We start from the raw sequence: 14,694 nt of genomic DNA, 5'->3' as shown, positions 1-14,694 counted from the left end.
GATTGATCAGATGATCTGATAACACACTTATTACTAGGTGTTATTTTGCAGAAGTTCATCGAAAGATGGGCTTTTTTGTTGCCTAAAATAAAGCTTTATCAAGTTCAAACTAGAAATTATTGACTCCAAAGATCACAATTTAGACTTTTTATGTATGGATAGATATTTAATTTCTATATATATTTATATTTGTCATGAATTGGCTATTGTTTGACCGTTGTACATTTCGTCAACAATCCTGAATCAGCGCAAAATGATAAAGGGGAAGAGCCCACAGCAATGTGGGCTTTTTTATTGCCTAAAGAAAAGTTTAGCTTAATTTCTTATTATGTATCTGGCTTGAATAGCCTAGCTAAGCTAAGTAATAGATCTGGTCAAAGAGACTGAGATTAACTAGAAATTTGAATAAGTGACTTATTTCTATTTTATCGGTCGATATGATTGTTAATCATCGACTTAATATCAAAGTGTGATTGACTGCATGCAATATTTTTACTATATTTTACCATATGTTCAAAAATCTCCACGTTTTGAATTTAGAGTTCTGCCCACATCGTCCCCAATGATGTGGGTTTTTTTTGAGTAAAATTAAGAATGCCTGTTCAAATTAATAAGAATATACAAGTTAATTTCATAGAATAGGTAAGAATGTTACATTGATAGATGTTATAACAGTTAAAGCATAGGTTTAATAAGACTTATAATCTTACAGTGCTAAGCTGTCTAAATATTAGAATCTCAAATAAGCTAAATTAATGCTCAATTAAGTCTATGGATATTGATAATATCATGAGGATTAAGCTTAAAGAGTCATAGCCTGAATAGGTACTGAAAGATATAGTCAAAGGATGCAGATATGTATCTGAATTATGGAAAGGTGGCATTGAGTAGTCAGATAGGTTTATTTACTTCAAACTGATTTAGCAAATTAATAATTATTAAAATAGAAAACCTATGACTATAATGTATTTAAAATTAAGGGAATATAAAGAATGCAAAAAGTATTATTTGCTCGTATTGGAAATATGGGTTATTACCAAGGAGCAGCTGATGAAAGACCTGTTGGTGGAGGAAAATATAATGAAGATAATATTGGTTTTGAAGCATGTAATTTTTTGAGTGTTGAAAACTATATTTATGGTTACTTTCAGCCTGGAGGATATAAACCAGATGGAGTGAATTTTGGAAGTATTAACTTACAACGTATTGATCCCAAAATAAGAAAGTCTGAAACTAAAGTAGATAATGTACTCGTGATATTTTTTACAACTGACCCTGAGTTAGAGGTTAATGCTAGAGGCCCAGTAACGCGTGCAGTGATAGTTGGTTGGTATAAAAATGCAACGGTATATAGAGAAAGACAATATATTTCAAGACCAGGTATTAATTCAGAACTTAATGGATATTTCTTAAAAGTTAAAGCTAGTGATGCTTTTCTTTTACCTAAAAAAAATAGAGCTTATCGTATAGGGCATTCAATTTATGGGGAGAGAAAAGGAAATCCTGGCCAATCTAATAGTTTTTATTTGTATGAACAAGACAAAACTTTAAAGAACTTCAATACAGTTATTTATGAATGGATACCAAAAGCAATTGAATATGTAAATATGTATGAAGGAATAGTTCTTCAAAGTAATACTGATATTATTATGGAAAAAGAGAATACAAAAAATCAGAAGATTGAAGGATTAGGGTTTGAGGAAAATGAAAAGATAAGAAAATCTATTGAAAAGTACTCTACTGTAGTAACTATAAAATATTTAGAAAATGAAGGATTTAAGGTAAAAGAATATAACGAGCAAAAGCAAAAAGTCTGCGCATATAAACCCTATGACCTCCTAGCATATAAAAATGGTAAAGAATTTTATGTAGAAGTAAAAGGTACTCGGTCATTAGGTGCTCAAGTAATTTTTACTAAAAATGAAGTCGAACTTTATCAAGGAAACAGTAACATTATTTTAAGTGTTGTCCATTCAATTCAAGTATCAGACGACTTAACAATTGTAGAGAATTCCGGAGAGATATCTGTATATAATCCTTGGAAGATAGATCAAAATAAACTTACACCAATTTCATATTTTTATAAGTTTTAATTTTCTTCACAGCTTTCTATACCGCTTTCATGCATGACCCATAAGCCTTGTAAAACAGCTATAGGCTCTTTAATTCTTTTAATGAAACTGTCTATGCCTAGGTATTTCTATGATTCAAGTCAAGTAACCTAGTATTTATTTCGAAGATTTAAGAGCCTTTTAAAATTCCATGAATATAAATCTATAGTTAATTTAAATATGACCGAGACCCAATCAATGCAACTCAGCGCGACTTATATTTATTTTAAGTTATCAGAAATAAATGAGTATCTAGTCTGATGCAATCTCTAGCTATTCATTACAGACTCAGTTTTTTCTACTTTTTTTATTATGCGATTGTGGGCGCATTCATGCCTTTCTGGAGTCTGTATCTGGAAGATCAAGGCTTTAATTATCAGGAAATTGGGATTTTATCTTCGATTGCGATTGTCACCCGATTTTTTGCGCCATTTATTTGGGGGTGGATTGCAGACAAATCCGGGAAACGCATGTTGCTGGTGCGTATAGCTACCTGGATGGAAGCCTGTATCTGGTTCATGATTTTTATCATTCCAAATAGCTTCCAGTCAGTCGCTTTGCTTATGCTGATTTTCAGTTTCTTTCAGAATGCGATTTTGGCTCAGTTTGAAGGCGTAACTTTATTCTGGTTAGGTGAAAAAAGGGCAGAGCTCTATGGCAAAGTCCGTAAGTGGGGATCTATTGGATTTATTATTGGCGTATTTGGTTTAGGGGCAATTTTTGAAATTATCAGCATTAGTATGCTACCAGTCTTATTGCTCTGTATTTCATTTTTGGCTTTTCTCTGGTCGTTCACTATCAAGGAACCAACAGCAGCACCCACAGCCCAGAAAAAACTCGAAGCCTTATGGCCGATTTTTAAGCGTCCGGTGGTATACAGTTTTTTCCTGATTGAACTGATCATGCTGTTTTCACATGCGCCGTTTTATAGTTTTTATAGTAACTATCTCAGCCAGAATGGATTTAGTACCAGTCAGATCGGATTGCTTTGGTCGGTTGGGGTCATTGCTGAAATCATTATGTTCGCCTACGCTACATTTTTTCTGACACGCTGGTCATGGCGTCATCTGGTGATGCTATGCCTGTTAATGACCGGTTTAAGATGGCTGACTGTAGGCTTATTTCCATCGTCATTTCTGGCACAGTTTTTTGCTCAGACCATTCATGCCCTGAGTTTTGGCTTATTTCACATGATTGCCATGCGGGTTATTTTCCAGAACTTCTCGGCTGGGCAACAAGGCCGTGGACAGGCACTGTATAGCACCATGTGGGGCTTAGGCGTAGCGAGTGGCAGCATTCTAGCTGGTCGTTATTGGGATCAGGTCGGTGGAACATCAATCTTTATTGCTGCTGCGCTCTCGACCTTGCTGGGCCTATTGCTGGTATTTGGCTTACCCAACAAAGTCGAACTGCAAAAGCAGGTTTAAGATACGATTGAATAATTAAATGCGGATTTTGGAATATTGATCAAACCAGGGCTGAGCCTGTTCTAATTGAGCGGCCAGTTGCAACAGTAAATCTTCACGGGCAAATGGTGCAATAAACTGTGAACCTAAAGGTAAGTTATTTTCATTCCAGTAAAGCGGTATAGACATTGCTGGGAGGCCGGTAATATTGGCTAGCTGCGTGAATGGCACCCATTTCAGGTTTTCTTTTACAATCTGATCGACCAGCTTACCTTGTGCCAATAAATGTGCCTTATTCATTTTTAATAGAGCTTTAAGAATCGGCTTCTGCCAGTTTGGTGTTTTGACTTCGCCATTTTTGGGTGCAACAGTGGCTGTGGCTGGTGTCAGGTAGAGATCATAATCATCAAAGAAATGATTCATCTGGGTTACATATTGTCCCCAATTAGTCAGATTCTGGATATATTCAATCGCCGTTGTTTTGGCACCAAAAGCAGCCAGAGCCAGAGAATCTAGTTCAAAATCGCCTGATCTGGATGGATAGCCTTTCTGGATTTCGTCCAGCATATAAGAAAACTGGCTAAACCACGTCGTAATAAAATCTTTAGCCAGTTGCATGCCATCAATCTGCGGTTGATCCTCAACGACTTCATGACCTAAAGATTCCAGTAAACGGGCAGTTTGTTCTACCGCTTTAATAGCATCTTGAGAAACAGGCGTATCGATGCTGGAACGGGTATTAAATGCGATTTTTAATTTTTTTGGTGGTTGCTGAATCACTTCCAGATAATGTGTATGCGGACGTTGAATGGTAAACAGTGAACTGCGATCTTCACCATGGGTGGCATCCAGCATTGCTGCACTATCCCGAACAGTCTTGGTAAGTACATGTTGAATGGCAGCACCATGCATTGCTTCACTCATTTGCGGTCCCCACGGCGTACGTCCACGGCTTGGTTTTAAACCAAACAGACCACAGTAGGAAGCCGGAATACGAATTGAGCCACCACCATCACCTGCACCAGCAATTGGCACAATGCCGGCTGCCACAGCAGAAGCAGAACCGCCTGACGAGCCACCACTGTTATGTCTTAAATTCCATGGGTTTTTACAGCTCCCCCAGGCATCAGGCTCGGTAATGCCTTTAATTCCAAATTCAGGCGTATTGGTACGGCCAAAGGTCACAATACCTGCCTGTTCCCAACGATTAACAATTTCAGCATTAGTCTCGGCGATATAACCGATGCGCTTTAAACCCTGACATCCATAAGACGTCGGATAACCTGCATATTCCTGAAACAGGTCTTTGACCAGAAATGGAACACCGGCAAACGGACCAGACAGATCTTGCTGGGTACGTTGCAAGGCATGCTCATGCATGGGAATAATAATGGCATTGATTTCAGGATTAATATTTGCACTGCGTTCTAAGGCAACTGATAAAAGTTCACTTGAATGCACCTGTTTATTTTTAACCAGTTCAGCCAGTCCTAATCCATCGTATTGTAAGTATTCTTCAAATTTCATCTGCATTCCCTAGCGTTGATATTGTTATAAGGTTGTAGAGGGTTTCAGTTCAGGATGCAAGCACCACCTGATTACGTCCCAAGTGTTTGGCTTGATATAAGGCCTGATCCGCGGTATTGATCAGTTGCTGTAAATCCTGAGAAAGCGGGGCATGTTGATGCGTAATCCCGAGACTCACAGTAATCGATAAAGGTGATCCATCAGGTTGATACATTGGCGTTTTAGCTACCAGTTCACGAATACGCTCGGCAATAAACTGGGCCTTAGATGGTTTGGTATCCCAAAGCAAAATCACAAATTCCTCACCACCAATACGCGCAAACAGATCCTGAGAACGTAAATTAGAACGGATGATTTCAGCAAAGTGTTGCAGTACTTTATCGCCCACATGATGGCCAAAATGATCGTTTAAACGTTTGAAATGATCAATATCCAGCATAATCAGGGAAAACTGCACACTCTTGGAATGTTGTAGTAAATATTCACCTTTCTGAAAGAAAAAATGCCGGTTCATGGTACGCGTCAGACTGTCATGATTGGCCAAATACAATACCCGTTTAAACAGATCATTGCGGTTCTGACTGATGATACACAGGATCAGCGGTGATAATGCTAGCATAAATAGTCCGATCCTTAATGAGATATAAATGGTCGAGTCTGCCAACGTATCATGTGTAGTGGCATAGAACTGGGTCAGGCTGTAATACATCAAAATGATTACAAAGGCATTAATAATTGCAATTGTGAAGATGCGATAGGTCAGTGCTGCCCAGATTAAAGCTGCCAACGGATAAAGCAGGGCACCTGGACCGACAAAAATATTACTCAGGATAATACACAGGATTACCGTACCTGCTGGCAGCAGATAGCTAAAAGAGTTCTGCTTCTTTCTGCGGTTTTTAAATAAATACTTGAGATCTTTGGTTCTAGGAAAGGCTAGAAAAAGCGGTAGGACAATAATGTAATTTACCATTTCACCTGTCCACCACAGCCCAAAATCTATCCATAAATTTTCCTTGGTCATAAAGGAATGAGGAAGATTGGGTAAGGTAGCCACGGCAAAAGCTGCACTGGCCAAGCATCCTGCGAATGCGCAGATGCCAAACATATGCACGAAAGTGAAACCAGTATTGTAGTACTTATAATTGATCTGGAAATATCGGATAAAAAATAGCGATACAATCGTACTAATCAGGTTAGCAAGTGTTAGAAACAGGCTTTGTAATAGATTATTACCTGTCGCCAGATCAGCAAACATAAATGCACAGAAAGCACCTAGCCACCCGCCCATATTGTTTAAATGCGGGAAGCGTAAGAACATGGCCAGCAAGGCAGCGTTAGCAGGCCAGAGTATGGCTAAGTAATCCTGTGTTCTGGTCATAATGCCAATCAAACAAGTCACTAAAATAATGAAAAGAATGACCAAGTAGGCATATGTTTCAGGATTCAAGTTCTGGTCTGTGATTCGAGGTATTCGCAAATCTAAGTCCTGTATCTAATTTTTATTTGTGAAATATCACTTTGTTTGGGAAATGCTTTTTACCCAAAAGTACAACTTTATTCTTGGAATAATCTGTTTTTACTTACGTTATCAATATACGTTTGTATACGAAATATATACAAAAAAATTAAAAAAGGAAATCCATGTTTTTAAACTATAATGATAAAAATTTGTTTTATTTCGGTATTTAAACTGATGCAGAGCAGAATATGATCCCGAAAAATATGATAAGTTAAAATTAATTATTAGGATTGAAACGAAGCCTGTGAATATGAAAAAAACCTGTCTTAGCCTTGTCTTGCTCATGAACTCATCTTGGCTAATGGCAACAGAAAACAATAATCAAGCTGCAAGTAGTATTACGAAACCTATCGAAGTTCCGAATACCTTTACTATTAATACCCGTCCTGAAATTGTTGGGCTATGGGGAATGGAAATTCCAGATAATAAGAAATGTGTTGAATACTATAATTTTAAAGGCAATAACAACGTCGTGATTAAAAGCGGTTCAGAATGGACCACAGGGCTGTATGACTATCAGCCTTCACAAGATCCGGCTGCACAGATTCCAGCGCTGATTATGCAGGTGAAATACGACAATAATGAAAAAGACTGTTCCGGCAATCAGGTGGATCAGTCAGGCGAGATTTCGCAGTATTTTGTGAAGTGGCAGAACTCAAATACCATTAATTTCTGTGCCAATGAAAAAGCAGAGCAATGTTTTGCTGTACTTCGACGCATTTTGCCTTGATTGAAGGCTAGATATAAAAACCGCTGAATTCAGCGGTTTTTATATTAGATCAAGTCTCGGATCAAGCTTTTTCTTTGTCTTCAGCACCTTCAAGCTGCTTCAACAAATGTTTTTCCAGATAGTGAATATCCATTGCCTGTTCACAGAAATTTTCATCCTGAAGAATCAGATCTTTGTGTAATGGGATATTGGTCTTCACACCTGTCAGAATCATTTCATCCAAGGCCTGCTTCATGCGTGCTATTGCAGTTTTACGGTCTTTACCATGGGCAATTAGCTTGGCAATCATAGAATCATAATATGGCGGGATGCTGTAACCTGGATAGATATGAGAGTCTAAACGGATACCTGCACCACCTGGCGCATAGAAGGTCTCGATTTTGCCTGGAGATGGCATAAAGTTCGATGGATCTTCTGCGTTGATACGACATTCGATCGCATGACCTTGTACGCGTACATCTTCTTGCTGGATATCCAGACCTAAGCCAGCCGCAATACGTAACTGCTGCTCAATGATGTCGATACCGGTGACCATTTCAGTCACAGGATGTTCTACCTGAACACGGGTATTCATTTCAATAAAGAAGAATTCACCTTCTTCAAACAGAAACTCGAATGTACCGGCACCACGATATTGCATCAATTTACAAGCATTGACACAGGCTTCAAGAATGTCAGCACGAGCCTGTTCTGGCAGGTTAGGCGCTGGCGCTTCTTCAAGCACTTTCTGGTGACGACGCTGTAAAGAACAGTCACGGTCATATAAATGGATCGCATGACCATTACCGTCGCCTAGAACCTGTACTTCGACGTGACGCGGTTTTTGCAGGAAACGTTCCATATAAACCGTGTCATCGCCAAACCACATTTCTGCATCACGCTGTGCGGCTTGTACTGATTCAAGCAGGGTATCTACACGTTCTACAATACGCATACCACGACCACCACCACCGGAAGCCGCTTTCACGATGAGCGGGAAACCAATTTCTTTGGCTTCAGCAAGCGCATTGTGAATCGTCACGGCATGATCGCAGCCAGGTACAGTTGGTACACCCGCTTTTTTCATGGCAATAATCGCAGAAACCTTATTCCCCATTAGGCGAATATGTTCCGGACGTGGACCAATGAAGATAAAACCAGAACTTTCTACGATTTCAGCAAATTCAGCATTTTCAGATAAAAAGCCATAACCAGGGTGGATGGCATCTGCACTGGTGATTTCAGCGGCTGTAATCAGGGCTGGAATATTCAGGTAACTGTCGCTGCTCGCGCCAGGACCAATACACACGGCTTCGTCACAGAAGCGTAAGTGCATCAGGTCTTTGTCAGCGTCTGAATAGACACCGACTGTTTTAATTCCTAAAGTTTTGCAAGCTCGGGCGATGCGCAGGGCAATCTCACCTCGGTTTGCAATTAAAACTTTTTGCAACATTATGAATCCCCGAAGTGATTAGGCGCGGTAACGGAAAAGTGGCTGACCAAACTGAATCACTTCACCATTTTTCACCAGAATTTCTTCAATCACGCCGCTTTGAGTTGCTTCAATCGGGTTCATGATTTTCATTGCTTCAATGATACCCAGTGTTTCGCCAGCAGAAACAGTTTGACCAATTTTTACAAAAGGTGCTTCGCCTGGACTTGGAGCTGCATAGAACACGCCAACCATTGGAGATTTTTCAACTGCACCACGAGGAGATTTAGCTGCAGGGACGTCAGCTGCAGGTGCAGGCATTGCAGGAACAGCTGCTGCAACTACTGGATTACGACGAGTCAGAGCGATCGACTGATCACCTTCCTTAACTTCAATCGCCTGTAAGTCAGATTCAATCATCAAATCGATGAGCTTCTTGATTTTACGGATATCCATGAGACAGTATTCCTAATTAAGATTGTTTAGAAGATTGTATTTTTTCAATGACATAGTCGAGTGCGGCAGCATAGCCTTTTGCACCTAGACCACAGATCACGCCAATAGCTTTATCGGATAGATATGAATGATGTCGGAATGCCTCACGTGCATGGACGTTAGACAGGTGGACTTCAATAAACGGGATTGCCACGCCAAGAAGTGCATCACGAACTGCAACTGAGGTATGCGTCAAGGCAGCAGGATTAATAATGATATATTGCACGCCGTCTTGTTGGGCTTGATGAATTCGGTCAACAATTGCGCCTTCCCAGTTGCTCTGGAAAGTGTCAAGTTGTAAAGTAGCTTTTTCAGCCTGAGCAGTGAGCTGTTGATTAATATCTTCTAGAGTTAAATAACCATAAACTTCGGGTTCGCGCTTTCCTAGCAAATTTAAATTCGGTCCATGAATAACCAAAATGGTCGAAGTCATCTATGGTGCTCCAGTTAAAAAGTTTCAGGATAGGTTTGCAAGATGTCTACAAACTTCGCCTATTATGGCATGAATTCCTACATTATTTTTATAATTTCTTTGAATTGACATAGAAAAGCATGTACCACGCAGTGGCCATATAATGAAAACTTTGCAAGCATTTAGCAATGTTCAAAACTACCAAATCTTTGTCTTTTACATCATTTTTATATTTTAGATGAATTGGCTGAATTGTTACATTTATGCTGTGTAAGTTAGACCTCAATGTTTATTCATAATTCTTTTAAATTGGGTGTTTATTCGGCAATGGCTTGTCAAAAATAAAAATTATTAGTCGAAGTCTCTGCTCATATCAAAAATTATGGTGATCAGTAAAAGACCGGGTTTTCATTATATTTTTGGATGAATCAAAATTTTATTCTATTCATTATTATGCAAACTAAAATATCAAACTTGGAATAAAAATCAAAAAGTTATTTGATAAATGGTATGAACTGAAGTTTAGTATTAAATGGATTTTATGTCGCTAGTAAAGCAAATAACACATTATTTTTCTGCAAAAAAAGATAGGCTCATTGCTACTAAACATTGGCTAAATGATACTGATCACAAACGTAAAATTAAAAACTTATGATTCTTCATTAATCTTTTATTGGCCTCGTCTAATATTGACGAATGTGCTCAATTTTCTAAGTATTCCCTTTATTTTTTATTCTTTATGTTCGCTCAATAACATTGGCAAAATGGCACTTCATGTATAGGCGTTGTTATTCATCTGAATATTGCCTAAGTTTTTAAATGATGAATTTTTAAGCTTAATACCAGGATGGTATGAGGAATTAGAAGGATAAATGAGATAGCTAAGTTCGGTTAAAGTGCGATATGAATAGATATGCCGGATTAAAAGGTAATGGTATCTGATTGTATTTTGAACATATATTGATTGTATAGACTATGGAGAATCACAGAATAAAACCCAAGCAGAATTGATAAGCTATAATGAAGATTCCGTCAAAATACTATCGAAGCTGTTATGACACCTGCATGCAAATTATTAAAATCTCAAAAAATTGAATATAGCATTCACGAATATGAACATGATGCTAATGCCAAAAGCTTTGGTCTGGAAGCGGCAGAAAAGTTAGGGCTAGCAGTAGAAGAAGTATTTAAAACGTTATTAGTCACGGATGAGAAGCAGTATTTTGTGGCAGTTCTTCCAGTCAACCATCAGTTAAACCTGAAAAAAGTAGCATCAGCCTTTGGTTGTAAAAAGTTACAAATGGCTGACCCTAAACAGGCAGAACGTCTAACGGGTTATCTTGTCGGTGGAATTAGTCCAGTTGGGCAGAAAAAACGCTTAAAAACTGTCATTGATGCATCTGCAGAACAGCTGAATAAAATCTATGTCAGTGGGGGTAAACGTGGGCTGGATATTGGTTTAAAACCTGCGGATCTGGCTAAGGTCCTAGATGCAAAATTTGTGGATGTATTGGATATCTAAAATTTTAAGTATTCTTCAATAAAACTATCTTACTGAGAAGCGTTCATATCAATGGACGCTTCAACTTTTCTGGATTCTTATATTTCTATTCTGTCGGAAAATTCAGCATGGTTTTTTCTTCATTGTATAGTGGATGATTGAGATCCACGGCCTGACTGTGGATTGAACAAAGATAAAAATAATAAAATAGAAAATATGGAGAATACCGCATGGAAATCCAGAAAAAACAATTATCACGGTTCTGTATGAGCTTGTCCGCGATGGCCATGCTCTCAGTCTTTTCAACTGCACAGGCAGATTCGTCTACCTTGCCTCAACCGCCCAATTCCCAGCAAGTTTTCTTTGTAGGTAATAACTGGGATGGAACAGTCACAGTGATTCGATCTTCAGGTGACTTTGGCAAGGTTGGTGTGATCAACATGATTCCTGATCGTAAGGAGCGTCTGAAGGAGATTCATCTCAATCCAATCAAACTGATTGCCTATACCTATATTCAAGCTACTGCGGGTGAAGGTAATGATCAGCTGGTCGACGATATGTATTCCACACCAGATGGACAGTCAGTGGTCGCATCCCGTCCAAGTTTTGCCGATGTGGTCTCGATTAACATCAAGACAGGCAAGATTAACTGGCGTACTCCAGTTGAAGGCTTCCGCGCGGATCATATGGCAGTTTCACCAGATGGCCAGCGTGTCGCGGTTTCCGCATCTTCCGGAAATGTGGTGCATGTACTGGATATTCATACTGGTAAGGAACTTGGTCGATTTGCGACGGGTGATAAACCGCATGAAAATATCTACTTTGATAATGGCAGAAAAATTCTGAACTCGGCCATTGGTAATGTAGAAACCTCTCTTGATGCGCAGTGGCAGGATTTCACCAAGGGTAAACGCTATATCACCATTGCAGATGCCAATACCCATCAGGTGCTTAAGAAAATTGACTTTAGACCGGCATTGGATGCGTTTGGTCGAAAAGATTTATCTAATTCAGTGCGGCCGATGGTCTTTAGCAAGGATGAAAGTAAACTCTATGCTCAGGTATCATTTTTTAATGGTTTGATTGAGTATGACTTAAACCAGAATAAAGTGACCCGTATTGGGCAGTTGCCAGGTAGCGATAGTATTCCCAAAGCCCGCACCAAATGGGTAAATGATTCCCGTCATCATGGGTTATCGATCAGTGCAGACGGTGAAAAGCTCTGTGTTGCGGGCACGATGGATAATTACGCCACCATTGTCGACCGTCAGAGTCTGACTGCCGGAAAATTGATTCCTGCAGGTAAACCATACTGGGCTACCCGAAGTCCGGATGGCCGTAGCTGTATCATTTCAGAAAGTGAAACGGATGTGGTGACCGTAATTGATTTCGCGACAGGCAATAAAGTGACCAGTGTACCTGTAGGCAATCATCCACAGCGTGTCCGGATCGGTTATGCCCCAGCAGACTGGTCTACGCCGTAGCAAATAATGGCTTAAAAAGAGCAATGTGTTATGAACGTTGCTCTAAGCATTGTAGGTGGCATATATGAGGAACAAAACACTTACTTTATATCTGCTGGCGGGAATGTTATTGACCGGTATTCTGGTTGGGATTGCTTATCAGGTTCATAAGGATATCTATAAGGCAGAATTCAATATACTGAAACCTGATGATCAGATGACTTTTCCAGCAAAGTCACTGATTACTTCGAATTTAAATCCTAAAACAGCTGTACCGGCAAGAACGGCTGGACACCCGGAAGTGGATTCTGAACAGCAGGTCTTATTACAACAGCGAGAGCAGCTTTATCTGGATTTTACCCAAATGATGAATGGCTTAAGTCAAGGTGAAAAACCAGACTATCGCCAGCTAGATCGTTTGCTGGTACAACAGCAGAATCTGGTGAATGCCCAGGTCGTTGCTCCAGAAGAGGCGAGAGCTCAAATAGAATTTTTGCAAAAAGTTCTGCCTGAAATCTCTCCACAGCTGGATCAAGCTTTAAATGCATTGGATCAGAAAAGTTTTTAATCTTCCGGTTTAAAGCTTTATTTAGTTGTGAATACAGATCATAGATAAGCTTAATAAGAAAAAGCCCGTTTCTACGGGCTTTTTCTTCATTCATGTTTTAGAGTAAAACTTATAAGCAGTTCGCGGGTTTCGGGATGCCAGCCAGTCGGCTTAAATGACGTGCCACTAAACCCGTATTAAACTTTTCCTGTAATAAGGCATTGTTAATTTCCGGGCTGACTGTCTTCATCAAAAACTTAATTAGCGGGCGGGTTGCAGGAGAATGCCCAAACTGCTGATAAAATTGACGGACTGCCTGTAGCACTTCAAAATGCCAAGGAGTAAGTTGAAGTTCTAGTGTATCTGCCAGTACTTGGGCAACGTCTTCATTCCAGATGGTGTAATCGACTAAATGACCATCTTGGTCCAGTTCTAGATTCATATTTGACTCATGGATTATTTCATTGAGATGCAACGATTAAACTTCAGACATAGATCTGCAAATTCGGAGTAGTCGAGTAAAGCAACATTTTCCGATAAAGGTGAGATCAGAATTTCTGCATCATTTTTTAGGATATAAACTTGCGGTAGTTGCTGTACGAAGGCATGGTCCAGATACAGCATAGATTCTCCCATCAGGACCACCTGATCATCTAAAGCATGGAGCTGTGCTAACTGATCAAGGACTGACGCCGTCGCTGCATAATCTGACTGGATCAGGTAAAGGGTTTGATCTGACATTTATTTATCCTTCGTCCTTACCAATACAATACGTGATCAAATTTTTGAACGAATTCTGAATTGAGTTCAATCAACTCAATCTCCTGTTCGCTTTGCTTTACAAAAGGAGAATCCTGATTTTTCTGTTCAACCAGAATTGGGGTTAGGTCATAAAATTCGAAACTATCCACCAGATTTGAAGCCAGTTTAAAGGCATGTTTCAGCTGATCAAATTGCAGCTCAGAACGTAAAAGGCTCAAGGCCGCGCCTTGGAGTAATACTTTAACTTCAGCCCCGAAGGTCGCCAGTACCATCGTGGCAGACAGGCTTTCATGCACCTGCAAACTGTTTAGGTTGGCTTGGGTTAATATAACAAGTACAGATTTCACACAAGATTCCTTTTAAAAGCAACACATCCTGAAAAATGAAGCATCTAGAATTGAATTAGACGTTGTGAGGACTGAACAGCATCAGCAAGCTCACCTAGACCGACCAATTCAAAACCATCAGCAAGATTATGTTGCTGAATATTGTGACGTTGAGCATTTTCCTGATCTGTAATCCCACGCGCTAAGGCTGCACTGACACAAACGGGTAAGCGGATATTCAGATCCTGCCAGGAACGTGTGAGATGACGCTGGTCGTCGGGCACCCATTGCAATGCATTTGCGACCGACACGCCATCTTGATAGAAAAATACACGGAAAGCTTCTTGTTTATGTTGTAAAGCTTGGGCGAGTCCAAGCGCATGCCAGGCATAAATAGAAGTCGGTGCGGAGGTAACAAGAATTAAGGTGCTCATCGAAATTCACTACAGGCTTGATCAACGCGGGATGATGATCTTGGCTA

15 protein-coding genes are annotated in these 14,694 nt (G+C 39.7%); 6 read left to right on the top strand and 9 right to left on the bottom strand.

Translation table 11 applies throughout. The annotated features are described in order from the left end of the window. Positions 1–992: 992 nt before the first annotated feature. Together AC4MCD_RS07790 and AC4MCD_RS07785 are read left to right on the top strand one after the other, a co-directional pair. Positions 993–2,093: a protein NO VEIN domain-containing protein gene (locus AC4MCD_RS07790; RefSeq protein WP_312331940.1), complete on the top strand. Its 1,101-nt coding sequence runs from the start codon at positions 993–995 to the stop codon at positions 2,091–2,093. A 278-nt stretch (positions 2,094–2,371) separates the two neighbouring features. Further along, positions 2,372–3,538, top strand: coding sequence for an MFS transporter (locus AC4MCD_RS07785; RefSeq protein ID WP_419365247.1), 1,167 nt, complete (start codon positions 2,372–2,374; stop codon positions 3,536–3,538). Between the two features lie 15 nt (positions 3,539–3,553). On the opposite strand, the gene AC4MCD_RS07780 is transcribed toward AC4MCD_RS07785, so the two are convergent. Then, on the bottom strand, positions 3,554–5,044 hold the full coding sequence (locus tag AC4MCD_RS07780; protein WP_419365245.1) for an amidase: 1,491 nt from the start codon (positions 5,042–5,044) through the stop codon (positions 3,554–3,556). Positions 5,045–5,093: 49 nt separating this feature from the next. Then, positions 5,094–6,524, bottom strand: a complete 1,431-nt coding sequence (locus AC4MCD_RS07775; RefSeq protein ID WP_180179315.1) for a sensor domain-containing diguanylate cyclase — start codon at positions 6,522–6,524, stop codon at positions 5,094–5,096. A gap of 325 nt (positions 6,525–6,849) precedes the next feature. Between AC4MCD_RS07775 and AC4MCD_RS07770 the strand changes: the two genes are divergently transcribed. Then, positions 6,850–7,296, top strand: a complete 447-nt coding sequence (locus AC4MCD_RS07770) for a hypothetical protein (RefSeq protein WP_180179365.1) — start codon at positions 6,850–6,852, stop codon at positions 7,294–7,296. A 61-nt stretch (positions 7,297–7,357) separates the two neighbouring features. Here the strand turns inward: AC4MCD_RS07770 and accC are convergent, their stop codons facing one another. Genes accC through aroQ form a run of 3 tightly spaced genes read right to left on the bottom strand, consistent with a single transcriptional unit; the run spans position 7,358 to position 9,635 of the window. Further along, positions 7,358–8,728, bottom strand: coding sequence for an acetyl-CoA carboxylase biotin carboxylase subunit (accC, locus tag AC4MCD_RS07765; protein WP_175967543.1), 1,371 nt, complete (start codon positions 8,726–8,728; stop codon positions 7,358–7,360). Positions 8,729–8,746: 18 nt separating this feature from the next. After that, complete coding sequence (gene accB, locus AC4MCD_RS07760; RefSeq protein ID WP_004785952.1) at positions 8,747–9,163, bottom strand: acetyl-CoA carboxylase biotin carboxyl carrier protein; 417 nt, start codon at positions 9,161–9,163, stop codon at positions 8,747–8,749. Between the two features lie 16 nt (positions 9,164–9,179). Then, a complete protein-coding gene (aroQ, locus tag AC4MCD_RS07755; protein WP_004785950.1) occupies positions 9,180–9,635 on the bottom strand; it encodes a type II 3-dehydroquinate dehydratase in 456 nt (151 codons plus the stop codon). Between the two features lie 1,033 nt (positions 9,636–10,668). Here aroQ and ybaK point away from each other — a divergent pair. The 3 genes from ybaK to AC4MCD_RS07740 all read left to right on the top strand — a co-directional run bounded on the left by ybaK (position 10,669) and on the right by AC4MCD_RS07740 (position 13,146). Next, positions 10,669–11,136: a Cys-tRNA(Pro) deacylase gene (ybaK, locus tag AC4MCD_RS07750; protein WP_005235440.1), complete on the top strand. Its 468-nt coding sequence runs from the start codon at positions 10,669–10,671 to the stop codon at positions 11,134–11,136. 209 nt (positions 11,137–11,345) lie between these two features. Further along, entirely contained in the window at positions 11,346–12,599 is a 1,254-nt protein-coding gene (locus AC4MCD_RS07745; RefSeq protein ID WP_419365239.1) for a YncE family protein, read from the top strand. 64 nt (positions 12,600–12,663) lie between these two features. Continuing rightward, positions 12,664–13,146: a hypothetical protein gene (locus tag AC4MCD_RS07740; protein ID WP_419365238.1), complete on the top strand. Its 483-nt coding sequence runs from the start codon at positions 12,664–12,666 to the stop codon at positions 13,144–13,146. A gap of 109 nt (positions 13,147–13,255) precedes the next feature. Here AC4MCD_RS07740 and AC4MCD_RS07735 read toward each other — a convergent pair whose 3' ends face one another. Genes AC4MCD_RS07735 through tusD form a run of 4 tightly spaced genes read right to left on the bottom strand, consistent with a single transcriptional unit; the run spans position 13,256 to position 14,647 of the window. After that, positions 13,256–13,567, bottom strand: a complete 312-nt coding sequence (locus AC4MCD_RS07735; RefSeq protein ID WP_005235445.1) for a TusE/DsrC/DsvC family sulfur relay protein — start codon at positions 13,565–13,567, stop codon at positions 13,256–13,258. 14 nt (positions 13,568–13,581) lie between these two features. After that, positions 13,582–13,866, bottom strand: coding sequence for a hypothetical protein (locus AC4MCD_RS07730; RefSeq protein WP_419365237.1), 285 nt, complete (start codon positions 13,864–13,866; stop codon positions 13,582–13,584). A gap of 17 nt (positions 13,867–13,883) precedes the next feature. Next, entirely contained in the window at positions 13,884–14,234 is a 351-nt protein-coding gene (locus AC4MCD_RS07725) for a hypothetical protein (protein ID WP_005235449.1), read from the bottom strand. Positions 14,235–14,278: 44 nt separating this feature from the next. Then, positions 14,279–14,647, bottom strand: a complete 369-nt coding sequence (gene tusD / locus AC4MCD_RS07720; protein WP_004785936.1) for a sulfurtransferase complex subunit TusD — start codon at positions 14,645–14,647, stop codon at positions 14,279–14,281. Between the last annotated feature and the right edge of the window lie 47 nt (positions 14,648–14,694).

The sequence above is a fragment of the Acinetobacter sp. CAU_H_78 genome, from assembly GCF_058599365.1.
The sequence above is the reverse complement of the archived record's forward strand: the minus strand, read 5'-3'. Positions and strand labels throughout refer to the sequence as shown.

Coding starts and splice junctions, on each gene's coding strand:
- AC4MCD_RS07790 (WP_312331940.1), top strand. CDS start 993: ATGCAAAAAGTATTATTTGCTCGTATTGGAAATATGGGTTATTACCAA.
- AC4MCD_RS07780 (WP_419365245.1), bottom strand. CDS start 5,044: ATGAAATTTGAAGAATACTTACAATACGATGGATTAGGACTGGCTGAA.
- tusD (WP_004785936.1), bottom strand. CDS start 14,647: ATGAGCACCTTAATTCTTGTTACCTCCGCACCGACTTCTATTTATGCC.
- accC (WP_175967543.1), bottom strand. CDS start 8,728: ATGTTGCAAAAAGTTTTAATTGCAAACCGAGGTGAGATTGCCCTGCGC.
- AC4MCD_RS07745 (WP_419365239.1), top strand. CDS start 11,346: ATGGAAATCCAGAAAAAACAATTATCACGGTTCTGTATGAGCTTGTCC.
- accB (WP_004785952.1), bottom strand. CDS start 9,163: ATGGATATCCGTAAAATCAAGAAGCTCATCGATTTGATGATTGAATCT.
- AC4MCD_RS07735 (WP_005235445.1), bottom strand. CDS start 13,567: ATGAATCTAGAACTGGACCAAGATGGTCATTTAGTCGATTACACCATC.
- AC4MCD_RS07730 (WP_419365237.1), bottom strand. CDS start 13,866: ATGTCAGATCAAACCCTTTACCTGATCCAGTCAGATTATGCAGCGACG.
- aroQ (WP_004785950.1), bottom strand. CDS start 9,635: ATGACTTCGACCATTTTGGTTATTCATGGACCGAATTTAAATTTGCTA.
- AC4MCD_RS07785 (WP_419365247.1), top strand. CDS start 2,372: ATGCAATCTCTAGCTATTCATTACAGACTCAGTTTTTTCTACTTTTTT.
- AC4MCD_RS07740 (WP_419365238.1), top strand. CDS start 12,664: ATGAGGAACAAAACACTTACTTTATATCTGCTGGCGGGAATGTTATTG.
- ybaK (WP_005235440.1), top strand. CDS start 10,669: ATGACACCTGCATGCAAATTATTAAAATCTCAAAAAATTGAATATAGC.
- AC4MCD_RS07770 (WP_180179365.1), top strand. CDS start 6,850: ATGAACTCATCTTGGCTAATGGCAACAGAAAACAATAATCAAGCTGCA.